General features: G+C 70.1%; 26 protein-coding genes. 12 read left to right on the forward strand and 14 right to left on the reverse strand.

Going from position 1 to position 26,122, the window contains the following annotated elements:
• Window positions 1–33: 33 nt before the first annotated feature.
• Window positions 34–1,302, reverse strand: a complete 1,269-nt coding sequence (locus FKO37_RS17380) for a cation:proton antiporter (protein ID WP_238605075.1) — start codon at window positions 1,300–1,302, stop codon at window positions 34–36.
• 213 nt (window positions 1,303–1,515) lie between these two features.
• Here FKO37_RS17380 and FKO37_RS17385 point away from each other — a divergent pair, with 213 nt between their 5' ends.
• From FKO37_RS17385 to FKO37_RS17395, 3 genes are read left to right on the forward strand one after another with little or no spacing between them, the layout of a single operon-like run.
• Window positions 1,516–2,043 (forward strand): hypothetical protein, encoded by a 528-nt coding sequence (locus tag FKO37_RS17385; RefSeq protein ID WP_043828319.1) that lies wholly within the window; start codon window positions 1,516–1,518, stop codon window positions 2,041–2,043.
• 40 nt (window positions 2,044–2,083) lie between these two features.
• Window positions 2,084–3,166, forward strand: a complete 1,083-nt coding sequence (locus tag FKO37_RS47410; protein ID WP_304512200.1) for a sensor histidine kinase — start codon at window positions 2,084–2,086, stop codon at window positions 3,164–3,166.
• A complete protein-coding gene (locus FKO37_RS17395; protein ID WP_037814000.1) occupies window positions 3,163–3,798 on the forward strand; it encodes a response regulator transcription factor in 636 nt (211 codons plus the stop codon). The genes FKO37_RS47410 and FKO37_RS17395 overlap by 4 nt, the downstream gene beginning before the upstream one ends.
• Before the next feature lie 24 nt (window positions 3,799–3,822).
• On the opposite strand, the gene FKO37_RS17400 is transcribed toward FKO37_RS17395, so the two are convergent.
• The 4 genes from FKO37_RS17400 to FKO37_RS17415 all read right to left on the reverse strand — a co-directional run bounded on the left by FKO37_RS17400 (window position 3,823) and on the right by FKO37_RS17415 (window position 6,881).
• A complete protein-coding gene (locus tag FKO37_RS17400; RefSeq protein ID WP_238605077.1) occupies window positions 3,823–4,431 on the reverse strand; it encodes a hypothetical protein in 609 nt (202 codons plus the stop codon).
• Between the two features lie 17 nt (window positions 4,432–4,448).
• A complete protein-coding gene (locus FKO37_RS17405) occupies window positions 4,449–5,024 on the reverse strand; it encodes a dihydrofolate reductase family protein (protein ID WP_134663113.1) in 576 nt (191 codons plus the stop codon).
• Window positions 5,025–5,092: 68 nt separating this feature from the next.
• On the reverse strand, window positions 5,093–5,995 hold the full coding sequence (locus FKO37_RS17410) for an RNA polymerase subunit sigma-70 (RefSeq protein ID WP_308196533.1): 903 nt from the start codon (window positions 5,993–5,995) through the stop codon (window positions 5,093–5,095).
• 7 nt (window positions 5,996–6,002) lie between these two features.
• Window positions 6,003–6,881 (reverse strand): LysR family transcriptional regulator, encoded by an 879-nt coding sequence (locus FKO37_RS17415; protein WP_043828316.1) that lies wholly within the window; start codon window positions 6,879–6,881, stop codon window positions 6,003–6,005.
• 112 nt (window positions 6,882–6,993) lie between these two features.
• Here FKO37_RS17415 and FKO37_RS17420 point away from each other — a divergent pair, with 112 nt between their 5' ends.
• The 6 genes from FKO37_RS17420 to FKO37_RS17445 are packed head-to-tail and all read left to right on the forward strand — an operon-like array spanning window position 6,994 to window position 13,513.
• Window positions 6,994–8,454: an aldehyde dehydrogenase family protein gene (locus FKO37_RS17420; protein WP_238605079.1), complete on the forward strand. Its 1,461-nt coding sequence runs from the start codon at window positions 6,994–6,996 to the stop codon at window positions 8,452–8,454.
• Window positions 8,451–10,103, forward strand: coding sequence for a hypothetical protein (locus FKO37_RS17425; RefSeq protein WP_238605081.1), 1,653 nt, complete (start codon window positions 8,451–8,453; stop codon window positions 10,101–10,103). The genes FKO37_RS17420 and FKO37_RS17425 overlap by 4 nt, the downstream gene beginning before the upstream one ends.
• Window positions 10,104–11,093, forward strand: a complete 990-nt coding sequence (locus tag FKO37_RS17430; protein WP_037813984.1) for a membrane dipeptidase — start codon at window positions 10,104–10,106, stop codon at window positions 11,091–11,093.
• On the forward strand, window positions 11,090–11,785 hold the full coding sequence (locus FKO37_RS17435) for a hypothetical protein (RefSeq protein WP_238605083.1): 696 nt from the start codon (window positions 11,090–11,092) through the stop codon (window positions 11,783–11,785). Before FKO37_RS17430 ends, FKO37_RS17435 begins: the two co-directional genes overlap by 4 nt.
• Window positions 11,782–12,183 (forward strand): RidA family protein, encoded by a 402-nt coding sequence (locus FKO37_RS17440; protein WP_134663108.1) that lies wholly within the window; start codon window positions 11,782–11,784, stop codon window positions 12,181–12,183. The genes FKO37_RS17435 and FKO37_RS17440 overlap by 4 nt, the downstream gene beginning before the upstream one ends.
• A complete protein-coding gene (locus FKO37_RS17445) occupies window positions 12,173–13,513 on the forward strand; it encodes an MFS transporter (protein WP_037813975.1) in 1,341 nt (446 codons plus the stop codon). Before FKO37_RS17440 ends, FKO37_RS17445 begins: the two co-directional genes overlap by 11 nt.
• 49 nt (window positions 13,514–13,562) lie before the next feature.
• Here FKO37_RS17445 and FKO37_RS17450 read toward each other — a convergent pair whose 3' ends face one another.
• Together FKO37_RS17450 and FKO37_RS17455 are read right to left on the reverse strand one after the other, a co-directional pair.
• The gene (locus FKO37_RS17450) at window positions 13,563–14,225 is read right to left on the reverse strand and encodes a fasciclin domain-containing protein (protein ID WP_134729611.1); all 663 of its coding nucleotides are present in this window, start codon (window positions 14,223–14,225) and stop codon (window positions 13,563–13,565) included.
• A gap of 64 nt (window positions 14,226–14,289) precedes the next feature.
• Window positions 14,290–15,807, reverse strand: a complete 1,518-nt coding sequence (locus FKO37_RS17455; RefSeq protein WP_238605084.1) for a molybdopterin-dependent oxidoreductase — start codon at window positions 15,805–15,807, stop codon at window positions 14,290–14,292.
• Between the two features lie 185 nt (window positions 15,808–15,992).
• Between FKO37_RS17455 and FKO37_RS17460 the strand changes: the two genes are divergently transcribed.
• Entirely contained in the window at window positions 15,993–17,312 is a 1,320-nt protein-coding gene (locus FKO37_RS17460; RefSeq protein WP_158714494.1) for a PQQ-binding-like beta-propeller repeat protein, read from the forward strand.
• Here the strand turns inward: FKO37_RS17460 and FKO37_RS17465 are convergent.
• Together FKO37_RS17465 and FKO37_RS17470 are read right to left on the reverse strand one after the other, a co-directional pair.
• Window positions 17,302–17,628 carry a DUF664 domain-containing protein gene (locus tag FKO37_RS17465; protein WP_238608281.1) on the reverse strand — a complete coding sequence of 109 codons (327 nt, stop codon included), beginning with the start codon at window positions 17,626–17,628 and terminating at the stop codon, window positions 17,302–17,304. The two genes, FKO37_RS17460 and FKO37_RS17465, sit on opposite strands and share 11 nt — an antisense overlap.
• A 5-nt stretch (window positions 17,629–17,633) precedes the next feature.
• Complete coding sequence (locus FKO37_RS17470; RefSeq protein WP_238608282.1) at window positions 17,634–18,128, reverse strand: DinB family protein; 495 nt, start codon at window positions 18,126–18,128, stop codon at window positions 17,634–17,636.
• A gap of 50 nt (window positions 18,129–18,178) precedes the next feature.
• On the opposite strand from FKO37_RS17470, the gene FKO37_RS17475 reads away from it, so the two are divergent.
• Complete coding sequence (locus tag FKO37_RS17475) at window positions 18,179–19,357, forward strand: DUF6236 family protein (RefSeq protein WP_238605086.1); 1,179 nt, start codon at window positions 18,179–18,181, stop codon at window positions 19,355–19,357.
• 12 nt (window positions 19,358–19,369) lie between these two features.
• On the opposite strand, the gene FKO37_RS17480 is transcribed toward FKO37_RS17475, so the two are convergent.
• The 4 genes from FKO37_RS17480 to FKO37_RS17495 form a co-directional block, all read right to left on the reverse strand.
• Window positions 19,370–22,162 (reverse strand): BTAD domain-containing putative transcriptional regulator, encoded by a 2,793-nt coding sequence (locus FKO37_RS17480; protein WP_238605088.1) that lies wholly within the window; start codon window positions 22,160–22,162, stop codon window positions 19,370–19,372.
• 62 nt (window positions 22,163–22,224) lie between these two features.
• On the reverse strand, window positions 22,225–23,052 hold the full coding sequence (locus FKO37_RS17485; protein WP_037813959.1) for a hypothetical protein: 828 nt from the start codon (window positions 23,050–23,052) through the stop codon (window positions 22,225–22,227).
• Window positions 23,053–23,059: 7 nt separating this feature from the next.
• On the reverse strand, window positions 23,060–23,485 hold the full coding sequence (locus FKO37_RS17490) for a HutD family protein (RefSeq protein ID WP_238605090.1): 426 nt from the start codon (window positions 23,483–23,485) through the stop codon (window positions 23,060–23,062).
• A 58-nt stretch (window positions 23,486–23,543) separates the two neighbouring features.
• The gene (locus FKO37_RS17495; RefSeq protein WP_238608283.1) at window positions 23,544–24,122 is read right to left on the reverse strand and encodes a TetR/AcrR family transcriptional regulator; all 579 of its coding nucleotides are present in this window, start codon (window positions 24,120–24,122) and stop codon (window positions 23,544–23,546) included.
• A gap of 103 nt (window positions 24,123–24,225) precedes the next feature.
• Between FKO37_RS17495 and FKO37_RS17500 the strand changes: the two genes are divergently transcribed.
• On the forward strand, window positions 24,226–25,179 hold the full coding sequence (locus tag FKO37_RS17500; RefSeq protein WP_238605091.1) for a hypothetical protein: 954 nt from the start codon (window positions 24,226–24,228) through the stop codon (window positions 25,177–25,179).
• A gap of 28 nt (window positions 25,180–25,207) precedes the next feature.
• Here FKO37_RS17500 and FKO37_RS17505 read toward each other — a convergent pair whose 3' ends face one another.
• Window positions 25,208–26,065: an SAM-dependent methyltransferase gene (locus tag FKO37_RS17505; protein ID WP_374204333.1), complete on the reverse strand. Its 858-nt coding sequence runs from the start codon at window positions 26,063–26,065 to the stop codon at window positions 25,208–25,210.
• Window positions 26,066–26,122 lie beyond the last annotated feature (57 nt).

Raw genomic sequence — 26,122 nt, forward strand, 5'->3', positions numbered from 1 at the left:
CTCAGTCTGCCAAATGGTCACTGTGCGTACTTCCTACTGAGACTGACGGTGCGTCCGCGGGGTCATCAGGCGGGTGATGAGCGGCGTCGAGCCGAGCCCGTGCAGGGCGACGCTGCCGAGGACGCAGACCACCGTCAGGGTCAGGACGAGGTCGCTCTCCTCGCCGGTCAGGCCGTTGATCGCCAGCAGTCCGAACACGACCGACGTCGTGCCGCGCGGGCCGAGCGCGCCGACGAGGAACCGGTCCCGGTGCGGCATCCGGGTCCGGCTCAGCGACAGCATCACCGGGACGATCCGCAGGACGGTCAGCGCGAGCAGGCAGAACACGACCGGCTGCCACGCGATGCCGAAGGACGCCACGACGACCGCGGCGCCGCCGACGACGAACCACATCGCCATGGTCAGGATCCCGGTGACCTCTTCGAGCAGTTGCAGGTCCTCCGACGGCCGGGCGAAGTGCTCGCGGGCGTGGCTGTCCGAGATGCGGAGGTGCCGCGCGGCGAAGGCGCGGTAGACGTAGCGGAAGGCGATCCCGGAGACGAAACAGGCGACGAATCCGTTGCCGTCGATGGCGACTGTCGCCGCGTAGGTCAGCAGGGGAGTCGTGAGGAGGGCGATGCGCCGTCCCTGTCCGGAAGTCCAGCCGGCGCGGACGGCGAGGAACAGCAGGATGCCGATCACCGTGCCGACGACGGCTCCGGCGACAATGGCTTTGATCGCGAACGGCAAAGCGGTCGCGAGCGCTTTCCCAGCGGTATTGGCCGTATTGTCGCTGCGCGCGAGAATCAGCGCGAAAAGGAATAGCGGCGAGACCAATCCGTCGTTGTAACCGCTTTCGACATTCAGCACGCTGCGCACTTGCGGCGTCAGGGTTCGGTCCCGCACGACGCGTTCCGCGGCGGCGAAATCGCTCGGGATGACGATGCACGCGACGATCAGCAGCAACGGCCACGACAGACCCGGGAAGAACGCCCAGCCGGCCAGCATGGCCAGGCCGAGGCTCAGCGGCAGCGCGAAGAACAGCACCCGTGCGACGAGGCCCGGCGCGTGTCCCCACAGCCGTCCGCCGCGCACCTCGGTGGCATCGACGAAAAGCAGCATCGCGAGAATGAGTTCGGCGACGTGCTGCGCGATTTCGGTGTCGAAGACCTCGAGCAGTTTCGCCGGACTCGCGAACAATGCGGTCGCGGCCCCGCACAGCACCATCAGCACGGGCGCGGCGATGTTCCACCGGTCGAGCCGTTTGGCCGCGAGCGCGCGCAGCAGAACCGCGGTCGAGAGGACCAGCAGTGCGGTAATCATCGTTCGTGAGGCTCCACGGCTTTTGGTCGCGCCCAGCCGTCTTCGGCCGCTGACGCTCCACAGTGTACCGGCGGGGGCCGGCCGGGCCCGGCATTCCGGGTGTACGTCACGTCCACCCGGATTCGGTCGATGGTTGGACGATTCTGCGGACTCCGCTCCCTAGCGTCGGGAACGCGGGTGTTCCGGCCCGCCTGACTCCAGAAGAAGGCCGTGATGACTGACGCTCTCATCATGGGCGGGATCCTGCTCGCCCTCGTTCTTTTCACCCAGGTGGGCCGCCATCGGCACAACCTGGTCATGGGCATCATGCCGTTCGTTTCGTGCACCGTCATCGGGGTCCTGTACTTCACCGGCGGGATCTCGCTCACCGCGCCGAACCTGACGGCCGGCCTGGTCGGGGCTGTCGTCGGCGGGGTCGCCGGAGCGGGGCTGATCGCGACCACGCGGGTGGAGCGCAGCCCGGACACCGGGCGCGTGCAGACCTGGGCGGGCTGGCCGTACCTGCTGATCTGGCTCGCCGTGCTGGGCGGGCGGCTGGTGTTCGTGTGGGCGGTGGAGAACGTGCGCCCGTTCGCGGTGAAGGTCGGCGAATTCCTGGTCAGCGCGCATCTGGACAAGGACGGTGTCGGCCTGTTCTTCGTGCTGATGGCGCTGGCGATGGTCGCGGTGCGGGCCGGCGGGGTGCTGTGGCGGTCCCGGCAGCTCGAAGCCGTCCGCGATGGGCAGCCGGTGCGGGCCTGACTACGCTGAGCTGCGAAGAAGCCCAAGGGGAGGGAATGCGATGACTCGGCTGCCGCTGGTCCTGATGCGGCTGCTCACGCCGGTTGCGTTCATCGCGATTCTCGTCACCGCGCAGCCCCCGGCGGAGTGGGAGTGGGCGCCACTGGCCGCTTCCGTCGCGAGCGGCCTGGCGTTCGGGGCGCTGGACCTTCGCTGGCCGCGGGCGGCGGTCGTGCTGCTTTCGCTGGCCGCGCTGTTCGGCACGGTCGTGGCGGTCGCGGACCCGAGTCTCACCGGACCGTCGCTGGTCTGCCTGTCCTTGCTCGTGTTGTCCTCGCTGGCGGCGATCACCCCGGCGGAGATCATCACGGTGGCTGCGGTCGTGGGGGTCGCAGCCGCCGTCGGCGGATACCTCGCCGGGCAGCCGGGCGAGCTGGTGGCGGGGAACGCGCTCGCGGTGGCCGTCGTGGTGCTGCTCGGGCTCAACCGGCGGCAGTACCGGGTGCAGGCTCGGCAGGCCCGGGACCTGCTGGACCAGACCCGGCTGACCCAGGAGGCCGTCGCCCGGGGCGCGACGCTGGAGGAACGCGCCCGGCTGGCCAGGGAGGTCCACGACATCCAGGCGCATTCGCTCTCGGCGCTTTCGCTGCATTTGCAGGCCGCGGCGCGGTTGGTGGCCGAGTTGCCGTCCCCGGACGAAAAACTCGCCGCGTGCGTGCAGAAAGCCGGGCAGCTGGCGCAGGAGGGCCTGATCGAGACTCGGCGGGCAGTACACGCATTGCGCGGCGATCCGATGGCGTTGCCGGAGTTGTTCGGCTCGCTGCCGGACAACGCGTCGATCCAGGTGACCGGCGAACCGCGCGAACTCCCCGCGGACGTCACCCTGCTGCTGTACCGCACTGTCCAAGAAGGACTGTCCAATGCGCGCAAGCACGCGGCGGGCGCGCCGGTGTCGGTCGAACTGTCCTATCTGGACGGCGAGGTGACGATGACGGTGGTCAACCGGACGGGATCCGGCAGCGGCCTGCCCGGTGCCGGGTACGGGCTGACCGGTCTGCGCGAGCGCGCGGAGCTGGTCGGCGGCGAGGTGACCGCGGGCCCGGATGGCGCGGGCTGGCGGTTGTCGGTGAGGATCCCGGCATGACGATCGTGCGCGTGCTCGTGGCCGAGGACCAGCCTGCCGTGCGGGAGGGTCTGGTGCTGCTGGTCGGGTTGCTGCCGGAGATCGAGGTCGTCGGACAGGCGGGCGACGGGATCGCGGCGATCGAGGAGACCCTGCGGCTGCAGCCGGACGTCGTGCTGATGGACCTGGACCTCCCGCGCTGCGACGGCGCGGCGGCGACCCGGCGGATCGTCGCGGACCTGCCGGGCACCCGGGTCGTGGTGCTGACGACTTACGCGGACAGCGCGTCGATCGTGCGTGCACTGGACGCGGGCGCGGTCGGCTACGTGACGAAGGCGGCGAACGGCGACGAGATCGGCCGCGCGATCCACGCGGCGGCGGCCGGGCAGACCGTGATGGACCTGTCGGTGCAGCGGACGTTGCTGGCCGCGGCCCGGCGCCCGGCCGCACCGCCGGAGGACGGGCTGACGGCGCGCGAGGTGGACGTGCTGAAGCTGGTCGCGGCGGGCCGGGGGAACCGGGAGATCGCGCGGGAACTGCAGGTCAGCGAGGCGACGGTGAAGACGCATGTGAACCGGATCTTCGCGAAGACCGGCTGCGGGACCCGGGCGCAGGCGGTGCGTTACGCGCATCAGCACGGCTACGCGGACTGAGCGACGACCTGGGTTCGCGGACAGTCAGCGGGCGAACCAGCCGGAGCGGAAGACCGGAGCCTCGCCCGCCACGGCGCGGCGGCACCAGTCCGCGACCGCCTCGCCGACCTCCGCCGGGCCGAGGGAGGACGTGTCGATCACGGTCATCGCCCAGTCCGGACCCGGCACGCGCCCGACCCAGCGGTCCCAGCGCATCTCCGGCCAGGCGTCCGTCGTGACAGCTTCCGGGAGATGACCCGGGTTGTGAGCGTGCGCGCGCAGCCACGCCGCGAATGCTTGGTTCGCGGGGCTCGGCTCGCCGCGGCGGGCGAGCCGAGCCAGGTGGGCCTCGTCGCTGAGGTCGAGCAGGCAGCCGGCGATGGCGATCCGGTCCGCGCTCGGCGCCGCCAGTGCTTCGCCGACCGGTATCGGATCGCCGGCCAGCAGCAGGTGCCTGCCTTCGGCTTCGAGCGCGATCGCGCGCTGCACCGCGATTTCCACCTGCTCCTGCCGCCACGCGACGGTCGGCACGGCCGGGATCGGGCCCAGCGTGCTCAGTTCGGCGGTCTCGTACGTTTCGCCGAGCAGAGGCCGCGCGTGCACGCGAGCGGTGGTTTTGCCGACGCAGGACGCGCCCGAGACAACCAGCAACATTGCCCCGACGCTAGGGCCTACTGCTCGGAACCTTCCACCGAATTTTCCCGCACGTACCGCGAAAGCGTCGCCGCGCCAACGCGTTCCACCGACACGCATTCCAGGTGCGCGGGACCGGTGCCGTCCGGGAAAAGGCGGGTGCCGTGGCCCAAAATGGTCGGGAAGGTCAGCAGCCGGTACTCGTCGACGAGGTCCGCCGCCATCAGCGTGTGCACCACGCTCAGGCTGCCGGTGACGACGACGTCCCGCTCTTCCCGTTTCACCGCGTCGACCAGATCGCCGTCGAGGACCGACGAGTTCTGCCACGCGCTGGTATCGGCCAGCGTGCTGGTGGCGACCAGCTTGGGCACGGCGTTCATCCGCTGCGAGAACGGGTCGTCGCGGTGCGGCCACAGGTGCGAGAACAGCTCCCAGGTCTTGCGCCCGAGCAGCAGGACCCCGTCGTCCAGCGTGGCGCCGAGGCGGAATTTGTCGCCCGCGACGGACTCCGGGCCGTGCCGGAAGGCCCAGCCGGCGTCCGGGGCGCCGGAGGAGGCGTCCGGGTCGGACGAGATGCCGTCGAGGGTGGTGAAGGCGATGACGATGACGCTCATGGCGGAGATCCCTTCAATCGGTGTCGCCAGTACTTACCGGCGGCCCCGGCCGAACTCATCGGCGAATCTCAAAAAATCTTCGCCGGCAGGTCGAACGCCTGGAAAACGCGCGGATCGGCGAACACGGCGTTGTGCGAAATCCGTCCGCCGGCCACGGTGAAGACCTGGAGAGTGTGCAACTGGCCGTCGGGGGTGTAGGCGGCGAGCGCGGGCTGCCCGTTGGCGGTGAGGCCGCGGACGGTCCAGCCGACGCCGCGCATTTCGAAGACCCGGTGCATGAACCGGCCGTAGTCCTCGCTGCCGCGGAACCAGAGCGGGACCGGCGGCATTTCCAGGATCGCGTCGTCGGTGAGCAGTCGGACGAGCGCCTCGACGTCGGCGGCCTCGAAAGCTTGCGCGTACCGGTCAATCACGGCCTGGGTTTCCGCGTCGTCCGGTTCGGCGATCTCGTCCATCGCGCCCGCATCGGCGAGCGCGGCGCGGGCTCGTTGCAGTGCGCTGTTGACCGCCGGAACGGTCGTCTCCAACTGGGTGGCGACCTCGGCCGCGCTGAATTCGAGCACCGACCGGAGCACGACGACTGCCCGTTGCCGCGCCGGGAGGACCTGGGTCGCGGCGACCCACGCCAGCCGCAGCCCGGCGCGGGTGTCGGCATCGCAGCGCGCGTCGGGGAACGGCTGCAGCCACGGGATGTCCATCGCCGGTTGCAGCGGCGCGCCCGGATCGTCGCTGGCGGTGCCGAGACCGGACGGCAACGGGCGCCGGGCCCGGCCTTCCAACGCGGTCAGGCAGACGTTCGTCGCGATCCGGTACAGCCAGGTCCGGACCGAAGCGCGGGCCGGGTCGTACCGGTCGCGGGCTTTCCACGCGCGCAGCAGCGTTTCCTGCACCAGATCCTCGGCCTCGTGGAACGAGCCGGCCATCCGGTAGCAGTAAGCGGTCAGTTCGCCGCGGTGCGATTCGAAGTCCACCGCGTCATCATCCGGCACGTGCGACGCTGAGGAAACGGTCGACTACGGGGTTGTTCTCGTGGTCGGTGCGCGAGATCGCCGAGACGGTGGAGAACGCGCCGGGGTCGGTGAGGGTGAGGTAGCGCAGTCCGGGCAGTTGCAAGGCGCGCAAGGCGTTCGGCACGATCGCGATGCCGGTGTCGGCGGCGACGAGGCCGAGCATGGTCGGGAATTGGACGGCTTCCTGGACCACGCGCATCCGGAATCCGGCCCGAAGACACAGCGTCTCGATGTGGTCGTGCAGCCGCGAGACGCGCGTGCGCGGGAAGGCGAGGAAAGGCTCGTCGGCCAGTTCCGCCATCTCGACGGTTTCCTTGTCCGCCAACGGATGCGTCTCGGACACGGCCACGATCAGCCGTTCGCGGCCCAGTGGGTGCACGGTCAGTCCGGCGGCTTCGCCAACCTCGCGGGCGATGCCGACGTCGAGCTGGCCGTCGCCGAGCGCGGCGATTTGCGCGTCCGTGGTCGATTCGGTCAGTTCAAATCGGACGTTCGGCCATTGCCGACGCATTTCCAGCACCGTGGCGGGCACGATTTCGAGCGCCGCCGAGCTGACGAACCCGATCCGCAGCAGTCCGAGTTCGCCTCGAGCGGCGTGGGCGACCGCGGTGAGGGCGTGCTGGCTGTCCGCGAGCACCCGACGGCCTTCGGTCAGCAGCACACGGCCCGGTTCGGTCAGCTCGACGCTGCGGGTCGTCCGCAGGAGCAGCCGCACGGACAGCTCCTTCTCCAGCTTCGCGATCTGCTGGCTGAGCGCGGGCTGGGCGAGGTGCAGCCGTTCGGCGGCGCGGCGGAAGCTGCGTTCCTCGGCGACCGCGACGAAGTAGCGAAGCTGGCGGAGTTCCACGCCGCTGATAATGGTTCCTTATCAGTGAGTAGGCAATAGATACTTCACTCTGTGTTCCGCGCGACTTAGCGTCATGGACGACAAGCACCGTCGCGAACGTCGAGGAGCACCCGTGGATCACGCATTGTCGTTGCAGCACTTCGTAGCGGGACGGTGGGTTCCCGGCGACGGACCGGTCGCGCGGAGTATCGACCCGGCGGATCCCGCGCAGATCGTGGCCGAGTACCGGACGGCCGGTCCGGAACTGCTGGACGAGGCGGTGCGCGCGGCGGTCGCGGCGCAGCCGGAGTGGGATCGCCAGGGCACCATCGCGCGCGGCCTCGTGCTGCGGCGGGCGGCGGAATTGCTCGCCCAGCGCGCCGAATCGGTGGCCGCGTTGATGACCCGCGAACAGGGCAAGACGCTGGCGGAGTCGCGCGGCGAGGTGGCCGCCTCGGTCGAGACGCTGCACTATCACGCGGGCCGGGCGCGCAGTGCCGACGGCGTGCTCTACCCGTCCGGCAACCCGGACGAGGTCGTCCGGACCGTCCGCCGTCCGCTGGGTGTCGTCGGCGTGATCACGCCGTGGAACTTCCCGGTGCAGATCCCGGCGTGGAAGCTCGCGCCCGCGCTGCTGTGGGGCAACTCCGTGGTGTGGAAGCCGGCCAGCGACACGGTCGCGCTGGCGGTCGCGTTCGCCGAGATCCTGATCGAGGCCGGGGTGCCGGACGGCGTGCTCAACCTGCTGCTCGCGCCCGGATCGCTCGGCGCTGAGCTGGTGGAACGGCCGGAGCTGTCCGGCGTCACCTTCACCGGGTCGGTGCCGGTGGGCCGGGCGATCCAGGCTGCCGTCGTGCCGCGCGGGGCGAAGGTGCAGCTCGAACTCGGCGGGCACAGCGCGGCGATCGTCCTGCCCGACGCCGACCCGGCCCAGGCCGCCGCGGCGCTGGTCACCGCGTCGATGAGCGGGACCGGGCAGAAGTGCACGGCCGCCCGCCGGATCATCGCGGTCGGGGACGCCTACGACCGGCTGGTCGCCGAGCTGTCCGCGCGGGTCAAGGGCCTTGTGGTCGGCACGGGCACGACGCCGGGAGTCGAGATCGGGCCGTTGGTGTCCGCCCGGGCGGCGGAAGAGGTAGAGGGTGCGATCCAGCAGGCGGTCGACGAAGGTGCGACGGTGCTGGCCCGCGCGGACTGCCCGCAGGGCGGGGCGTTCGTCGCACCGACGCTGCTGGCCGGGACGCCCGAACTGACGATCAGCCAGGAGGAAGTCTTCGGCCCGGTCGCCACCGTGCTGCGCGCCGCCGATTTGGACGAGGCGATCCGGCTCGCGAACGGCACCCGGTTCGGGCTCACCGCGGCGGTGTTCACCGACGACGAGCGCGCGGTGCGGCAGTGCCTGCGCGACCTGGACGCGGGCATCGTGAAGGTCAACGCGCCGAACACCGGGTCCGAGGTGCACGCGCCGTTCGGCGGTCTCAAGGACTCGTCGTTCCCCGCGCCCCGCGAGCAGAACGGCGAATCCGCCGCGGAGTTCTTCACCTGGACCAAAACCGCGTACCTGCGGACGTCCGCGCCCCGGGAACAATCGTGACCCGGCCCGCGGACACCGCGCTCGCCCCGGCGGAACTGGGCGCTGCCCGCTACACCCGGCACAGCTTCGCGCGGTCGTTCCTCCGCCAGGCCGCTCGGGAACGCTGGGCAGTGTCCCGCACCCGGTGGGAGTTCGACGACAGCGGTCACGGCGAGGCGGTGTACCGGATCGATGCGGGCGGCACTCTGCTGCACTTCACGGTGTTTTCCACGGTACTGCAGGAAAACGAGCGCACTGACCGCGTGATCGCGAAGCGGTGGGATGTTACTGCCGCGCTGGTGGAAGGCCCAGTTCCGGACACTCGGATGGCAGAGCTGCGTCGTGAAGTACCACGGCAGGAAGCTGGCCGAGCCGACGCCGCCACGCTCGTGTGGACTCGGGCGAACCGGAGCGAACGGTTCTTCGAGTACGTCGCAGCTCAACTGGCCGCCGGTGAACAGCCAGACTGCGCCACGATGGGCGACAACTGCTACATCCTGCGCAGCACTGCCTTCTACAGCAACGGAAAGTTCGGTCTCGCCGACTTCGACCGGCTTGCCGAAATCCCGCCGCTGCAGGTGCCCTACCGCGCGCAAATGCTGGCCGCGTGGCTGCTGCGCGAGTTCAGCTACGACCTGGTCGAGCATTGCGCCGCCCGGCGAAACCCCGCCGCGGCAAAGCTTTCCGGCGACTGGCGGCGGTACCTCGGCCTCGGGAACGCGACCGGACTCGGCATGGTCCCGTTCGTGGTGAACCATCCGCACATCCTCGACGCCTGGTGCTCGGCACGGGAACTCCCGCTGGCCCATGCGCTCGACGCGGAGGCGGACGCCGGTGCGGTCCGGCGGGCGAGCGAACTGCTCGACCGCGCCCGCCGGTACTTCGCCGAACGCGACACCCTGACGACCGCGCCGTACCTGACCGGTCCCGAATTGGCTGAACGTCTCGCCGGAATCGCCTCGCTGCTCAGCGAATTCCCCGCGGGCGGCTTCCGGTGGCGGGACCTCGACGACCGGGCCGCGGAGTTCGGCGCCGAGGCCCGGGCCGTGCTGCACACCGTCCTGGTCGAACTGGACGATTCGCTCGACTCGGAGATCGAGCACCTGCTGACCTGCGACCAACGGCGGCGCGTCGACCTCGCCCAGTCCTGCGGCGAGCTGCGCGACCTGCTCGCCGACCGGTACGACTGGACCCGCGAGTTCGACTTCGCCGACCCGGACGAACAGGCGCGGTTCTGGTTCTCCGCCGAGGACAACGAAGAACCCCGGCGCGGCAACCGCGGCCAGGACCCGGGCGAATCGATGGAGCATCCGATCGACATCGCCCGCGCCGTGCACGCCCTCCGGCACGATCTGGCCGGTGCCGACGCGGGCCGTTCGGTCGCGGAGTTCCTGCTGGAATTCCCGTGGCACCGGGGCATTGTCGCGCGTGTGCAGTCGGTCGCCGGGCTCCGCTACGGCGAGGTCCGCGCGAACCTGCTCGCCGACGATTTCCTCCCGCTGCACCTGCAGCGATTCCAGCTCGCCCTCTACGGCATGGAGAACTACAGCCCGCAATCGACCGACTGGTTGCGCGTCACGCTGTTCTCCGGCGCGCCCCGGGCGCGCGACGTCGAGTCCGGAGTGGACGACGACTGGCTGTTCACCCGCAAGCCCGGAAAGGAGTCCTGAGTGGACCCCCTGGAGCACGGCGACCTCACTGTCGTCGACGGACTGCAGATCAACAACTGGGACCGCAAAGTCCTGGAGGAACTGAAAGCCGGCGGCGTCACCGGGGTGAACGCGACCTGCGCGGTCTGGGAAGGCCCGCAGGAAACGCTGCGCGCGGTCGCGGACTGGTACGAACTCGCGCGGGACAACGCCGATCTGGTCGTCCTCGCCGGGAACGCCGACGACATCCGGCAGGCGAAGCGCGACGGCAGGCTCGCCGTGCTGCTCGGCTTCCAGAACACCTCGCCGTTCGGCGACGACTACCGGATGGTCGAGGTCTTCCACCGGCTCGGCGTGCGCATCGCGCAGCTGACCTACAACATCCAGAACCTCGTCGGCGGCGCCTGCTACGACGAGCACGATTCCGGGCTCACCGCGTACGGCCGGTTCATCGTCGCGGAAATGAACCGCGTCGGGATGCTGGTCGACCTGTCGCACGTCGGGAACCGCACGAGCCGCGACGCGATCGACGCCTCGGCCGGGCCGGTCGCGATCACGCACGCGAACCCGCTGTCCTTCGCGGATTCGCCGCGCAACAAGCCGGACGACGTCATCGACGCGCTCGCCGCGCGCGGCGGAGTGCTCGGCTGTTGCCTGTACCCCAACGTGATCGGCGGCGAGAAGACGACCCGGCGGCAGTTCTGCGAGATGGTCGCGGGGCTGGTCGAGCGGATCGGGCCGGACCACGTCGCGCTCGGCAGCGACTGCACGCGGAACTGGTCGCAGGACTACGTCGCCTGGCTGCGCAACGGCCGGTGGCGGCCCGCGTCGGCGGTGCCGGTGGAGCCGCAGTGGCCGGTGTGGCCGAACTGGTTCGGCGGACCGGCCGATTTCCCGGTCCTCACCGAAGGATTGCTGGAAGTGGGCCTGGACGAGACCGTCGTGGCGCAGGTGCTGGGCGGAAACTGGCTCCGGCTGTTCGACACGGTGTTCCCCGGAGCCGGGCAATGACCGCGGCGAGGGCCGAGCGCGTCTCGGCGGCCGAAACCGTGCAGACGCGGGTTTCGGTCCGGGAGATCCACGAGGTTTCGCTGCGCGCCTTGCGGGCTTCGGGTCTGAGCAGCGGCGAGGCGGACTACCTGGCCGAGGTCATCGCGACCGCGGAAATCCACGAGGCCGCCGGGCTCGACGCCTTGACCATCGAGACGGCCCGGATCCCGGCCGGACGGGTCGGTCTCCGGCTGGAACATTGCGACGGGTACGCCGTGGCGCACGACCCGGCTTCGCGCGGTCCGCTGCAGGCTTTCGTGCCCGCCTGCGAAACGGCCGCCGTGGTGGGCACGTTGGTCGTACCGGGAATGGCTGGCAGTCCGGTACTGGACTGGGCTGCTTTGGACATCGCCGAACGGGCCGGGCGGATACTGTCCCTTTCGGACGGTGGGCACCGCACAGTCGTCACGCCCGGCGGGGATCTGCTGCGGCTTCCCGCCGGGCGTGACGAACCACGTCCGCCGGTCGCGGGATTGGTGATCCGCCCGCTGTCCGAGGTTCCGGACGCGCAGGTGATTTCCACTGCGGCGGAACGGAAACAGCGGCATCGCGAAGCGGTCACTCATGGCGTGTCCGTGAAAACTCCATTGTGGACTCTCGCGTACTCGATCGCGCGCGGGTTCCTGATTCCGGACCACCGGGAGGGCCGATGACCTCGCGCGAGCTAGTGGCGCATCCGCACGGACCGCGGCCCTACGCCGGAGCCGCCGTGTTCGGCGGAGTGATCTGGGCGTGCGGGCAGGTCCCGGCACGGCGGGACGGCAGCGTCCCGGAAGGAATCGACGAGCAGGTGCGGGTCGCCCTCGACAACCTCGAGGACACCTTGCGGGCCGCGGGAGGGAGCCTGCGCACGCTGCTCAAACTGACGGTGTTCCTCGCCGACCTCGGCGAGTTCGACGCCTACCACCAGGCTTACCTCGACCGTTTCGCCGGCATCGACCTGCCGCCGCGGACCACGGTCCAGGTCGCCGGGTTCCGGGGGACGAAACGCATCGAGATCGACGCCGTGGCGGCGGTCGGCAGCGAGGAGACCAACCGACATGAAGACTGACCGCGCACCGGACAACGCTGTTCGGGCGACCCTGGATTCGGCCCGGCTCAACGGGTTCCACCGCAAGCTCGCGCTGTACTCGTCCGGCGGGCCGTTCCTGGACGGCTACATCCTCAGCATCATCGGCATCGCGCTGGTGCAGATCGGGCCGCAGTGGCAGATGGACTCGCTGTGGTCCGGCCTGATCGGCGCGTCCGCGCTGGTCGGCGTGTTCATCGGGGGAGCGGTGTTCGGCCCGCTCACCGACCGGATCGGCCGGAAGCTGATGTACACGATCGACCTGATCGCGATCATCGTGTGCTCGGTGCTGCAGTTCTTCGTCGCCGACGCCGCGCAATTGTTCGTGCTGCGGCTGCTGATCGGCATCGCGGTGGGCGCGGACTATCCGATCGCGACCGCGCTGGTCACCGAATTCGCGCCGAAAGCGTGGCGGGCGCGGCTGGTCGGCGGGCTGAACGCGATGTGGTTCGTCGGGGCCACCGTCGCCGCGTTCGTCGGGTTCTTCCTGCTGAACGTGGACCAGGGCTGGAAGTGGATGCTGCTGTCGTCGGCGGTGCCCGCGCTGCTGATCGTGATCGCCCGCACCAGCATTCCGGAATCGCCGCGCTGGCTGCACAGCAAGGGCCGCGACGCGGAAGCGCTGGAGGTGCTGCGCACGACGATCGGCGAGCACGCGACACTGGACGATCTCCCGGAAGCCGAAACGAAAACCCCGATGTCCGCGTTGTGGCGCGGCGGATATCTCAAGCGGGTCGTGTTCATCTCGATTTTCTGGACGTGCACGGTCGTTCCGTTGTTCGCGATCTACGCCTTCGGGCCGCAGATTCTCGAACTGTTCAACCTCGGCGGCGGCAACCTGTCGCACCTCGGCTACGGCCTGATCAATTTCTTCTTCTTCGTCGGCAATATCGCCGCACTGCTGCTGGTGGATCGGCTCGGCCGCCGTCCCGTCCTGATCTGGGGCTTCGCGATTTCCGCGGCCGGACTGTTCTATCTCGGTCTGCAACCGGGTGCCGCGCTGTGGCTGATCGCGCTCGCCTTCGCGGTGTACGCGGTGTTCAACGGCGGACCGTCCATTCTGGAATGGATCTACCCGAACGAGCTGTTCCCGACTGAGGTCCGCGCGTCGGCGGTGGGACTGTGCACCGGGATCAGCCGGATCGGCGCGGCAGTCGGCACCTTCGCGACGCCGTGGGCGCTCACCAATCTCGGATTGTCGGCGACGATGTACATCGCCGCCGGGATCGCCGCGCTGGGCGCGATCGTGAGCGCGTTCATGGCCCCGGAGACCAAGAACGTCGATCTGCACGTGGCGTCTTCGCTCAGCTAGAACGGGAAACCGGGCCCGGCGCAGGGGAGGCGCGCCGGGCCCGGTGGCTTCAGTTCTTGTTGGTGCCCGGGGTGAGGACCTTGTCGATGACGAACACGGTCGCGTTCTTGGTCGGGATGTTGCCGCACAGGATCTTCGCGCCGTTGACGGTCATGTTCTCGCCCGAACCCTCGATCTTCAGCGGGCCGCCCGCGGTGTTCAGCGAGGTCACGGTGCCCGCAGCCGCGAGGCCCTTGGCGTCGTAGCGCTTGCCGACGACGTGGTACTGCAGGATCGGCGCGAGCTGGTTCGGGTTGGCCGCCAGTTCCTTGAACTTCGCGTCGCCGAGCGCGTTGAACGCCGGGTCGGCCGGCGCGAACACGGTGATGGCCTGCTGGCTGTTGAGGGTGTCGACCAGGTTGGTGGCCTTGACCGCGGCGACCAGCTTCGTGAGCAGCGGGTTCGTCGAGGCGGCGGACGCGACCGGCTGCGGGCCCATCGAGTCGAGCGAACCCGGCGCGTTGCCCTGCGGCAGCTTCGAGCAGGCCGGGCCGAACACGTCGGCGTTGGTGGTGACACCGGAGTCGCTGCTGGACATCGGCGCCGAGGACGGCATCGACGAGGGCATCGCCGACGGGGAGCTTCCCGAGGCGTTGTTGTCGGTGCTGGTGCCGCACGCGGTGAGGGCGAGGGCGGCAGCGGCGCCGATACCGGCGAGGCGAAGGGTCTTCACGGCAATTCTCCGTTCACAGTGGATTGTTCGACAGGGATTCGGCGCCGGGCCGGCACCGGATTGGTCAGGAAGCGATAAAAGTCGTGGAATGCCATCCGGTCGCCCCGTCGGGCACGGTTCCGGCGCGGGCTTCGGTCTGGGTGTAGCCGGAGTTGTCGGTCGCGCGCACGAAAACCTGGTGCGTGCCGGGCTTGACGGAAATCTGGGTCCACCACATCCGCCAGGTGTTCCGGTTCACCTCGGCGGACAAGGTGGCCGGCTGCCAGGGTCCGCCGTCCACTTTGGTCTCCACCTTGGCGATCCCGGTGTGCTGGGCCCAGGCGACGCCGGCGATCCGCACCGCCCCGGCCGGAACGGTGGCGAATCCCTTGGGCGTGTCGATCCGGGATTCGGTCTTGATCGGCGCCTGCTCGCCCCAGCCGCGGCGAAGCCAGTACGCCTGCCGGGCCTTCCACGTGGTGACCTCGATGTCGACCACCCATTTGACCGCCGAGACGTACCCGTAGAGCCCGGGAGTGACCAGCCGCGCGGGGAAACCGTGTTCCAGCGGCAGCGGTTCGCGGTTCATCCCGATCGCCAGCATCGCGCCGCGCGAACGGTCCAGCGCGGCCGCGACCGGGGTGCCGGACGTCCAACCGTCCACACTGGAGCAGAACAGCTGCTCCGCGCCCGGCTGGACCCCGGCTTCGGCCAGCAGATCCGCGAGATCGACGCCGACGAAGTTCGAAGTGGACACATAGTCGCCGCCGACCTCGTTGGACACGCACGTCATCGTCACCGTGCGCTCGACCAGCGGCCGGTCGCGGAGATCGCGGTAGCGGTACCGGATTTCCCGGTCGACCATCCCGTGGATCCGCAGGCTCCAGTCCTCGGTGCGCACCTGCGGAACCGACAACGCGGTGTCGACGCGGTAGAAGTTCCGGTTGGGCGTGAGGAACGCCGGGGTGCCGAGTTTGGCGAAATCCGCGTCGGCGGGAATGGGCGGAGCCGAAACCGCGGGCACGAGCGGCCCGACCGCCTCCCGGGACGCCGCGGCATCTCTCGTTCCGCTGATGGCCTGCCCGGCACCGCCGAGAACCCCGGCCCCGACGACCGTGCCGACGCTGCCGAGCAAGAACGACCGGCGCGACGAGTCCGTCGCCTGCTGTCGCGCCGCGATTCGGTGCAGCAGCAGGAAAACCGCGACCCCGACGACGAGACTGGCCAGCGGAGCCAGCAACGCGACCGCGGTCAGATCCGGCCGTGCGGCGACTGCGACCCCGCCGATCAGTCCAAACGCGACAATGATCGCGACACCCGGCCACGGCTTCCGCCGGGACAGCAGCCCCGCCGCCGCGGAGACGACCACCAGCACCGCCGCCATGCCGCCGAGCAGGACGGCTTTGTCGTAGGTGCCGAAGGTCCGCACCGCGAAGTCTTTCAGCGGCAGCGGGGTCAGGTCGATGGCTCCGTTGCCGACCGCGAGGTACGGCGAGGCGTTGACGTTGCCGAACGATGCGGCCAGGTGCCCGGCGGCCAGCGCCGAGACCAGGGCGAGCACGCCGCACAGCGCTGCCGGAAGGAACCGCAGACGGGAGGTCATGCCAGGCATTCGCAGCCGGACCGGGCGCGGATGGGTGGGTGTGCGTCACCCGTCCGGGGGTCCGCTCGGGCCGGTGGCGCCTTTCTCGGCGCATTTGCGTGATTTCGTGCGCAAGCGGCTGTTCCGTCGGCTAAATTCCCGGACGACTCCGGATGGAGCAGTCATTCGGGAGAATGGGGACACCGATGCGGCGAATGTTGATCACTGCGGCCTGTCTGGGGGTGCTGGCAGCCACGGCCGCGTGCGGCGGCGGGGCGGCCCCGGCCCTGCCCACCGACCAGGCCGGACCGGCCGGGCAGCCGCCTGCCTCGTCCGCAGAGCCGGAAGCGGTCACCGCCGATCCGCCGATGGCGTTCGACACGAGCAAGGGCGTCGCGCTGCCCCGCACGGCGCTGCAGGCCAACATGGGCGGCTCGGTCACGTCGAAGTTCATGACGCTGCGCGACCGCACTGGCTACATCATCGCCCCCGAATCGCTGAGCGCGGTCGACGTCCTCACCGGCCGCGAGAAGTGGAACACCAGGATCGAGGGCCCGGCCGCCGACCCGAACGCGCACAAGGGCCCGTTCGTCGAGCAGAGCGGACCGCGTCCGCCGCTCGTCACCGACCAGCTCGCCGTCGGAGCCGTCCCGCTGCGGATGCCCGAGCAGGGCACGACGCCCGGCTACCTCGCGCTCGCCGTCATCGCGGTGAATCCGCAGACCGGGGCCAAGGTCTGGCAGACGAACACCAAGATCGCCGACGACCAGTACGGGATCAGCGGCGACCGTTCGGTCACGCACGTCGTCGCGGCCACCGGCAAGGCCGTGATCGCCAGCTTCGCGCAGTCGGAGGGCAACCTCACCGTCGCGCTGGACCCGGCGACCGGGAAGCAGCTGTGGGTGCGCAAGGACTACGACGCGGGCAGCGTGAACGGCGACGTCGTCGTCGGGGTCGACTCGAATGTCGCCGAGAACGAGTCGATGGTCCAGGCGACCGCGCTCGACATCGCCACCGGCCAGCAGAAATGGGTCGGCGCCGCCAAATCGAGCGCGGTCGAGATCCTGCCCGCCGATCCGGCGATGGTGGTCCTGAAGGCCAACGAGTACAGCAGCGGCCACGCCTTCCTGAAGTTCCTCGACGCGGCGACCGGCGCGGAGAAGTTCTCCGTGGAAGGCACCCGGAACCTCGGCCCCGATTCCTACGGCGACTGCCTGTACGACGAGCAGTCAGTGCTCGCCTGCACCGACTCTGGCGTGCTGACCGCGTACGACGCGAAGGCCGGGACCAAACTGTGGAGCCTCCCGGACCAGGCCGCGAACCGCGTCGCGCCGGGCGGCCTGACCGTCGCCTGGCACGGCGCGCTGTACGGCTACACCAACGGAAAGCAGCCGATCGTCCTCGACGCGAAGACCGGCAAGGACCTGTCCACCGAGGTGGGCTTCGTGCCGGACTGGGTCAGCAAGTACGCCGCGGCGGGCGTCGACCAGGACGGCTCGCCGAAGGCTTATCCGGTCAAGAAGTAGCCGATGCGCCGTCCTCCGCGAGGATCTGCTCGCGGAGGATGTCCGCGTGCCCGCAGTGCTGTGCGAGTTCCCGCAGTACGTGCAGGTAGACGAACCGCAGCGGCAGCGGGCCGCGCCGGTTGCCGGGGAGGATGTCGGTCAGTTCGAGCGGCGCGGTGGCTTCACGGGCGGCTTCGCACGCCTCGCGGTGCGCTTGCTGGATGGAGGCGATGGTGTCGTCGTCGGTGAGGACGAATGATTCGTCGGGTGTCTCCGGGATCCCGATTTCGGCGCGCGAACGGCCGGTGACGGCCTCGTCGAACCAGGCCTTCTCCACGAAGGTCAAGAAGTAGCCGTCGCGCCGTCCTCCGCGAGGATCTGCTCGCGGAGGATGTCCGCGTGCCCGCAGTGCTGTGCGAGTTCCCGCAGCACGTGCAGGTAGACGAACCGCAGCGGGAGCGGGCCGCGGCGGTTGCCAGGGAGGACGTCGGTCAGTTCGAGCGACGCGGTGGCCGCACGGGCGGCTTCGCATGCCTCGCGGTGCGCTTGCTGAATGGAGGCGATGCTGTCGTCATCGGTGAGGACGAACGATTCGTCGGGCGTTTCCGGGATCCCGATCTCGGCGCGCGAACGCCCGGTGACGGCCTCGTCGAACCAGACCTTCTCCACGAAGGTCACGTGTTTGACCAGCCCGAGCAGCGTGGTCTTCGACGGCACGAGCCTCCGGCGGGCCTGCTCCTCGGTGAGTCCGTCGAGACAGTGCTGGAGCGCTTCGCGGTGTTCGTCGATGAAGTAGTCGAACTGGGCCTTGGCGTGGTTGTCGATCGCTGATTCCATGGGCACGGACCCAGCTTGCCGGATGTCGGAATCCAGGTGAAGGAGCAGGCATGCCGTCGTTCGGCCTGTACTACCCGTGGACGCACTTCCAGAACGACAACTGGCTCAAGCTCGCGCTGCTGACCTGGGACCGGCTGGCCCGGATGCGCCCGCCCGCGGCGCCGGACCGGGACGGAGACCTTGTCCGCCGTCTCCGCGGCGAGACCGATTTCCTGGTGGAGACCGCGCCGAGCGCCGCCGTGCTGAACGTCGTCGCCGAGTCGTTCGGCGAGATCTTCGACGCCGACCCCGGCCGCCTGCTCGACCGCTACGGGCTGGACGAGCCGCGGTCGTGCGACGGAGACCCGAGCGGGCCGGGCTGGCGAGGGTACGCGCCGCCGATCACCCAGCACATGGTGATGGGGCCGCCGCCGGTCGAGGTGCTGACCGCGGTCCCGGCCGGCGGTCCGGGCGCGAAAATGACCGGCGGGCTCCGGGACGGGCTGGTCCGGCTCGGCCTCGCGGTGCCGATGGACGGACAGTGGGTCGGTCTCGACCCGGAACTGGCTTCCATCTACCTCGCGGTGCTGGCCGACGCGATGAGCCACCGCGAAGCGCTGTCGCCGGTCACCGACGACCCGCGCATGCATCACGCGACCGGTGCGCTGGACCGGTTGGTGTCGCTGGCGTTCGACGAGCACGTTCCGGTGCCGGCGGTGGAGAACGTTTCCAGCGCCTACCTGCAGATCGCGCTCGAGACGGTGCTCGAACCGTCCCATGTGGACCGGGTGCCGGTGGACAAGCTCATCAGTTTCCGGGAAAAGCACCGGGCCGAACTCGCCGCGTTCCAGTCGCACGTGGCGAGCCTCGGCCCGGAGCTGCAAGCCGCCGCCGAAGCGGAAAATCTGGAAGTGGCGGTGGCGCATCTGCGCGCGTTGTACGAAACCCGGACCCGGCCGCAGCTGGACGAACTCCGCAAAGCGTTGCGCGGCATGGGCATCGAGGCGTCCGCGGGAACACTAGTGCAGAAGATCGACCTCAACGCGGCGGCGGGCACCGTGCTCGGCAGCGTCGCCGCGGCAGGCGGACAGCTGGCGGTAGCGGGTGCCGCGGTCGCGGTGACGCTCGTGCCTTATCTCGCGGGGAAGACGAAGGCACGGCGGCAACAGGTGGCGAAATCGCCGGTGGCGTATTTGCTTGCGGCGGACCGCAAACTCACCGGACGCGCGCTGCTGCGGCGCGATCGCTAGGGGACGCGCGGTTCAGTGCGGCGCGGACCGGGTCTTCCCGGCATCGAGCTGAGCCAGCGCCGTTTCCACCGCGTTGACCTCCGCGAACCGGCCTTGGGCGCGGAAAAGATCGAGCGCCAGCTGCCACACCGAGCGAGCCTTGGCAGAGTCGCCCATTGCGCGGTGGGTGTGGCCGAGGTGTTCGAGGGTGTCGGCTTCCAGGTAGGTGTTGCCGGATTCCCGGTACAGCGCAAGCGCTTCGCGATAGTGCTCGATGGCGTCGATGTGGCGGCCGGTGTGGTGGGCGATGTGCGCGAGGCTGTCCAGGACGTCGGCCACCGCCGGGTGGTTCGCAGTCCGGTAAAGCTCGAGCGCGCGTTCGCAGTGCGGCCGGGCCTGCTCGTGCTGGCCGAGGAGGGTGAGATACCAGCCGACGCCGTTGTGGGCCTGCGCTTCCCACACCGGATTGCCGAGCGGGCGGAACAGCTCCAGCGAGCGCTGAGCGTGTTCGAGCGCGGCGCGCTGGTCTCCGTGCAGCTCCCAGGTTTGGGCGAGATCGTGTTCGATGATCGCCCGGACGCGCTGGTCCTCGCCGCGGTCGGCCAGGTCCAGCGCTTCGGCGAGATGGGCGAGGGCGTCGTCGTGCCGGGCCCCGCGGGCGCAGGCCAGGCCGTAGCGGCGGTGCGCGAGGACGCGGGTTTCCGGAGTCCCGAGCGCGTCGGCGGCTTGCACCGCGATGGGCCAGACCGCGAGGTCTTCGTGCAGGAATCCACGCCGGTAGTGATAGGCGGTCAGCGCCAAGGCGATCTGCCACGCGGGTTCGTGCCACCCGTGTGCGGAGGCGACGCGCTGGGCGTCGAGAAGGCAATCGTGGTCCGCGTCGAACCAGTCGAGAGCTTCGCCGGTGCTCGCCGGCGGATGCGGATAGGGATGATCGTGTCCGGCGTCGATGCCGGGCGGGAGGACGCCGTGCGGATGCAGGACGCGGTTTCCGGCCAGTGCGGTACCGGTGTAGTAGCCGATGACGCGGGCCAGCGCCGCGGTGCGCGCCTCGGCGGGAAGGCTGGTGTGGGTCCTCGCGAAGAGGCGGACCAGGTCGTGCATCCGGTAGCGGCCGGGCGCGTCCTGCTCCACCAGTGAAACCCGTTCCAGCGCAAGGAGAATCGCCGCGGTGGCGTTCGGGGACAAGCCGGTGAGGTTGGCGGCCGCGCGGACGCTGATGTCCGGCCCGGGAGCGAGACCGAGCAGTTCGAACACCTCGGCGTGCTGCGGCGGGAGAGCGCGCAAGGACCACGACAGGACCGCGGCGACGCTGGCATCGCCGTCGTCGAGCGCGCTCACGTCGGTGAGTTCGGCGGCCAGCGCGGCCAACGGGAAGTCGGGGTGTTCGGCGGCCCGGGCGGCCAGGATTCCCAGTGCCAGCGGAGAACCGGCGCAGCGGGTGACGAGTTGTTCGGCGGCGTCGGGGTCGGCATCGAGGTAGTCCGGGCCGAGCCGGTCGATCAGGACGCTTCGGGCGTGTGCCGCGGGCAGCGGCCGGACCGCCAGCGGAGTGGCGCCGTGCGTGGTGGTCAGGCTGGTCATGCGGTTGCGGCTGGTCACGACGACGGCGCAGCTCGGCTCGCCCGGCAGCAGCGGCGTGATCTGGCTGGGGTCGCGGGCGTTGTCGAGGACGACGAGGACGCGTTTCCCGGCGAGAAGGGTGCGGTAGAGCGCGGTCTGCGCGTCGGGTTCGGCAGGGATGGCCGAGCCGGTGACGCCGAGCGCGTGCAGAAAACCCCGCAACGCGACGTCGGGGGCGGTCGGGTCTCCGTCTGGGCTGAAGCCGCGCAGGTCGACGTAGAGGCGGCCGTCCGGGAACGCGGTCGATTGCCGGTGGGCCCAGTGCAGCGCGAGGGCGGTTTTGCCCATGCCGCCACCGCCGTGCAGGACGGTGATGGGCACCGTGGCGTGTGGTTCGGCGAGGGTGTCGAGGTGCCGGAGTTCGTCTTCGCGACCGGCGAATCGCGGCGGCGGGGATGGGAGTTGCTGGGGGACCGGCGCGGCCCACGCCCGCAGCGGTGCGGGGCCGGGAGCTTGGGCGGCGAGGATTTCCTCGTGCACCGCGCGCAGGTGCGGCGACGGGTCGGCACCGAGTTCGTCGACGAGCATCGTGCGGGTGCGCTGGTAGCGCGCGAGGGCTTCGTCGGTGCGGCCGCTGTGGTGCAGGGCGCGCATGAGGGCGGCGGCGATGCGTTCGTCCAGCGGGTATTCGTCCGCGCGCCGGGCGAGGAGACCGAGGACGGCACCGTGCTGTCCGCGACGCAGCTGCCGGTCGGCGTAGTCGAGTTCGGCGGCGGTGCGCTGGCGGGCAAGGGAATGCCGGACGTTGTCGGCCCACGCCGAATCGACCCCGAGCAACGCGTCGCCCTGCCACCGGCCGAGGGCGCGCTCGTACAGCCGCGCGGCCTCGGCGTCGTCGGCGGTCGCGCGGGCTTGGCCGACCAGGTCGGTGAACTGGTGCAGATCGAGTGCGTCGGGGCTGGGCAGCGGGATGACGTATCCGCCGGACCGCCGTTCGATCCCGCCGCCGTGCGGATGCAGGACCCGGCGCAGGCGGGCGACATAGGTCTGCAGCGCGTTCGCGACGCGGGACGGCGGATGCTCGCCCCACACCCGGGTCACGAGCTGATCGGCCGGAACGACGCGCCCGGCGTCGAGCAGCAACGCGGCCAGCACGAGCCGCTGCCGCGCGTGCCCGACCGCCAGCACCTCGCCGTCCGCGGTCGCGCCGACCTCGCCCAGCACCCGGAACTCCAGCGCCATCGCGTAGCCTCCCCGGTCCACCGGACGAGGCTAAAGCATTGCCGAGCGGGCATGAATCGAAAATGAGCCGGACTCTTGTCGCGTCACCGCGATCCGGCGGCCACCAGCTTCTCCGTGATCGGTTCCAGCGCGGCGATCAACTCGTCGAGTTCGGCCGCCGACAGAGCTTCGTACGGCGCGGCGGCAAGCTCGTCGGTCAAGCTCTCGATGCGCTGCTTCACTTCACGGCCCGCGTCGGTGAACCGACCCTCCGCGTCGACGAGACCTCGTTCGCGCAAGCCGTCCATGATCGCGGCCAGCCGCTTCTTCGGCAGGTGATGCACGCGCCCGAACGACTCCGGCGGGTGGATGCCCATTTCCAGCGCGGACAGGATGTGCGCCTCCGCACCGTCGATCCGCGCGCTGACCAGCGCGGCGATGTGCCCGTCCCCGCGATGCTCGCGCAGCATGGTCGCGGAATGCCACAATCGCGCGACCGGATCGCTCGGCATCGGCAGGGTGCGCATCCCGGCGTACATCATCCGACCCACGGTGGGCGCGCTCGTCGCGGCTTTGGCGGTCAGGTCGGCGGCGCGCACCAGACCCGGGGAACCGGCGAGTTCGTCGCCGAGGATCCGGCGCACCGACGCGGCGCTGCCTCGTTCCCGCGCGGCGACGGAAGCCTCGGGCGGGATCGTCTCCCACGCGCTCGGGATGTGCCGCGCGGCCTCGCCTTCGGCGAAGTTGTAGAACGCCGCGTGGACGACCTCCGCCGGCACCCGCCCCAGCGGCGCGGCCCGGCTGGCGAAGTATCCGTCCCAATAGGTGCGGTGGCCGAGTGCGGCCAGTTCTTCGTTGCACTCGTCGGCGAAGAAGGTGACGAGGCAGATCGGCTCCAGGAGCTCGAACATGCGCCGGGCAGTGCTCGTCATCGCTGCATCATGCCAGCGTGGTGAGGAAAATATCGGCGATTTGCTGGCCGAGGTCGACCGACGCGACCGCCCCGTCCGGGTCGTTCTCCGCGGGGGAGCGAAGGACGACCTCCGCTCGGTACAGCCCGCGCCGGGTCATCACGTTGAGCGCGCGGGTCGGCTGATCGAGGGTGACGCTGACCGTGTCCTCCCCGGCGAACCGGAGCTGGTCGCCGCGCTCGAGATCCGTCGTGGTCCCGTTGACGGTCAGCCGGAGCGGCCCGAGAGCGGTGAAAAGCCGGTCGATTCCCGGAAAAGACGAGAACGGCGCGTCTTCGAGAAGGTCCGCGACGCTGATCCGCCACCGGGAGGGATCGGCGTCGGCGGCGAGTTCGCGGGTGGTGCCTGCGCCGTTGCGCCAGGGGACCGGGGCGACTTCGGACGGGTTGAGCATCAGGGCATCTCACTCGTTCTCCGCGGCAGATGCAAACCCGCCGGGCGTCAAGCGAGGTTCACTGCGGCAACAGTGTGCGGACCGCGTCCGGGAATCCGGCCACTCCGTCCGGTCCGGACAGTGCCAGGTTGAAGAGAAACCCGGGCAGCAGCGCCAAAATCGCCTGCGCGAGCGCCTCGGCCGACACACCGGTCCAGGCCCCGGCCTCCTGGCGGCTGCGCACGAGACCGGCCACCTCGGCACTCATCTCGGCCGACGCGGCGGCGAGGCGCTCGGCGAGTTCCGGATTGCGCTGGGCCTCCGACCAAACCAGCACCGCCATGCTCGCCAGTTCCCGGTCGCGATGCAGCCCGGTGACGGCCTCCAGCAGTTCCGCCATCACCTCGCCGACGCCGCGCTCGCCGCCGCGGGCGAGGGCAGCGCGCAGCACGCCGGTGACGTCGTCGAGGTTCTGCGCGGCGACCGCGACGATCATGTCCTCCTTCTTCGGGAAGTACCGGTAAACCGCGCCCGCGGACTTGCCCGCCTCGGTGAAGACGTCCTGCATCGACGTGCGGTGGAAGCCGTCGCGGAGGAAACAGCGGCGCGCGGCCGCCAGGATTTCCCCGCGCTGGTCGTCCTTGTACTGCTGGCTCACCCTCGGCAACGTCCGCTCCTCGCCTTGACACCCGTCGCCGGGGCAGCCTAGCGTAAAAGAAAAGCGGATGTCCGTCCTCTTTTAGCGTCAGGAGACCCCCGCCATGCCCATGACTCCCGTCCCGGACGTCACGCTGACCCCGGTCGCGTCCTTCCCGGAGAAGTACTTCCCGGAAAACCTCGCCGTCCGCTCCGACGGTTCGGTGCTGGTCACCGTCCTCCTGCAGCAGGAGCTGTGGATCGTGCCGGAGCCGCAGCGACCCGTTCTCGTGCACCGCTTCGACCACCCCGTGACGGGGATCGTCGAGGTGCAGCCGGACGTCTTCGTGCTCAGCCTGACCGAGGGCTACACCACCCACGAATCGCATCTGGTGCGGCTCGACCTCACCGGCTGGACGCCCGGCGAACCGGTCGCCCCGGAGGTCGTCTTCACCTTCGACGGCCGGGTGCGCGCACTCAACGGCAGCTGCCTGCTCGGCCGCGGAGTACTCGCCGTCGCCGACTGCTTCGCCGGGCTGATCTGGCGCGTCGACCTCGATGCCGACGCTCGTAGTGGGCAGGCCCGGGTCTGGCTGGCCCACGACACCATGGCCGACGACCCGGACGCCGAGATCGCCCCGCCGCGGCAGCCAGGCGTCAACGGCGTCCGGTACAGCGCGCGGACCGGCTACCTCTACTACACGTCCACCGCGCAGAAAGTCTTCATGCGAGTGCCGGTCGATCCCGAGACGCTAGACCCGGCCGGTGGCGCGGAATTCGTCGCCGCGATCGACAACGCCGACGACTTCGCCCTGGACGACGAGGCCGGATTCGCTTACGTGACAAGGCATCGCGCCAACACGCTCGACCGGGTGCCGCTCATTCCGCGCCACGGCAGCGAAGTCCGGCACATCGCGGGCGAGCCGTTCGACGAACGCCTGGTCGGGCCGTCCAGCGCGGCCTGGGTTCCGGGCCAGGAAGGGCGAGCCTTCTACGTGACCACGGACGGCGGCACGACCGCCCCGCCGGACGGGATCCTTCGCAACGCCATGCTGCTGCGGGCTGACCTGCATCCGTGACGCTTAGGGGAGGCGGTTTCGGCGCGGATCAGGGCTTGCGCGCGACCCCGGCCAGCATCGCCGCCTCGCTCGGATCCGCGAAGTCGACCACCGGCGTGTTGACCCCGCTTTCCTCGGGATGCCAGGCGGCGGTCCAGGTGACCCCCGGGTCCAGCATCTCGAAATCGCCGAACAACGCGCGGATTTCCGCGTTCGAGCGCAGCACGTGCTTGCTGACATTGGTGTCGTACAGCTGGATCACCGCGCGCAACTGCCTGGCGATGTCCTCGGGCAACCCTTCGTGGGTGATCTGCGACAGCACGAGATACGACCCCGAGGGCAGCATTTCCCGGTACCGCGCGATGGCCTCCGGACCGAGGTCGCGCCCGTCCGGGCCGGGCTGCTGGATGTGCAGGACCGCGGTGACCAGCAGCGCCAGCGGCCGGCCGGGATCGATGACGCCGGTGTCCGCGACGGACTGCCACAGTTCGTCCGGTTCGCGAAGATCGCCCTGGATCACCGCGTGGCGTTCGGGATCCCCGTGGCGCTCCAGCAGGATCCGGGAATGCGCGACCGCGACGGGTTCGCGGTCGATGTAGACGACGCGGGAATCCGGCGCGACCTCGTCGGCGATCTGGTGGACGTTGCCCATCGTCGGGACGCCGGACCCGATGTCGACGAACTGGCGCACGCCGAGACGCACGAGATGCCGCACCGCGCGGTGCAGGAACGCGCGGTTGGCGCGGGCACAGTACATCCCGGCAGGGAAGGCGGAGAGGACCATCTTGCCGAACTCGCGGTCGATGGCCCAGTTGGCCGTGCCGCCGAGATACCAGTCGTAAACCCGCGCCACGCTGGGCCGGTCGAGGTCCACGCCCGGGATGGGCTCTTCAGGTCCTTGCGCCACGCCGCCTCCCCCGCAGTCGTGGCCCAATCGTAGCCAATCCGGCCGATCCCGCCGGAC

The organism is Amycolatopsis sp. Poz14 (assembly GCF_006704225.1).
GTDB lineage: Bacteria > Actinomycetota > Actinomycetes > Mycobacteriales > Pseudonocardiaceae > Amycolatopsis > Amycolatopsis nivea.

Excerpts from the sequence above, each read along its gene's own strand:
- FKO37_RS17380 (WP_238605075.1), bottom strand. The coding sequence starts at position 1,302 with ATGATTACCGCACTGCTGGTCCTCTCGACCGCGGTTCTGCTGCGCGCG.
- FKO37_RS17385 (WP_043828319.1), top strand. The coding sequence starts at position 1,516 with ATGACTGACGCTCTCATCATGGGCGGGATCCTGCTCGCCCTCGTTCTT.
- FKO37_RS47410 (WP_304512200.1), top strand. The coding sequence starts at position 2,084 with ATGACTCGGCTGCCGCTGGTCCTGATGCGGCTGCTCACGCCGGTTGCG.
- FKO37_RS17395 (WP_037814000.1), top strand. The coding sequence starts at position 3,163 with ATGACGATCGTGCGCGTGCTCGTGGCCGAGGACCAGCCTGCCGTGCGG.
- FKO37_RS17400 (WP_238605077.1), bottom strand. The coding sequence starts at position 4,431 with ATGTTGCTGGTTGTCTCGGGCGCGTCCTGCGTCGGCAAAACCACCGCT.
- FKO37_RS17405 (WP_134663113.1), bottom strand. The coding sequence starts at position 5,024 with ATGAGCGTCATCGTCATCGCCTTCACCACCCTCGACGGCATCTCGTCC.
- FKO37_RS17435 (WP_238605083.1), top strand. The coding sequence starts at position 11,090 with ATGACCGCGGCGAGGGCCGAGCGCGTCTCGGCGGCCGAAACCGTGCAG.
- FKO37_RS17440 (WP_134663108.1), top strand. The coding sequence starts at position 11,782 with ATGACCTCGCGCGAGCTAGTGGCGCATCCGCACGGACCGCGGCCCTAC.
- FKO37_RS17445 (WP_037813975.1), top strand. The coding sequence starts at position 12,173 with ATGAAGACTGACCGCGCACCGGACAACGCTGTTCGGGCGACCCTGGAT.
- FKO37_RS17455 (WP_238605084.1), bottom strand. The coding sequence starts at position 15,807 with ATGACCTCCCGTCTGCGGTTCCTTCCGGCAGCGCTGTGCGGCGTGCTC.
- FKO37_RS17460 (WP_158714494.1), top strand. The coding sequence starts at position 15,993 with ATGCGGCGAATGTTGATCACTGCGGCCTGTCTGGGGGTGCTGGCAGCC.
- FKO37_RS17470 (WP_238608282.1), bottom strand. The coding sequence starts at position 18,128 with ATGGAATCAGCGATCGACAACCACGCCAAGGCCCAGTTCGACTACTTC.
- FKO37_RS17475 (WP_238605086.1), top strand. The coding sequence starts at position 18,179 with ATGCCGTCGTTCGGCCTGTACTACCCGTGGACGCACTTCCAGAACGAC.
- FKO37_RS17485 (WP_037813959.1), bottom strand. The coding sequence starts at position 23,052 with ATGACGAGCACTGCCCGGCGCATGTTCGAGCTCCTGGAGCCGATCTGC.
- FKO37_RS17490 (WP_238605090.1), bottom strand. The coding sequence starts at position 23,485 with ATGCTCAACCCGTCCGAAGTCGCCCCGGTCCCCTGGCGCAACGGCGCA.
- FKO37_RS17500 (WP_238605091.1), top strand. The coding sequence starts at position 24,226 with ATGCCCATGACTCCCGTCCCGGACGTCACGCTGACCCCGGTCGCGTCC.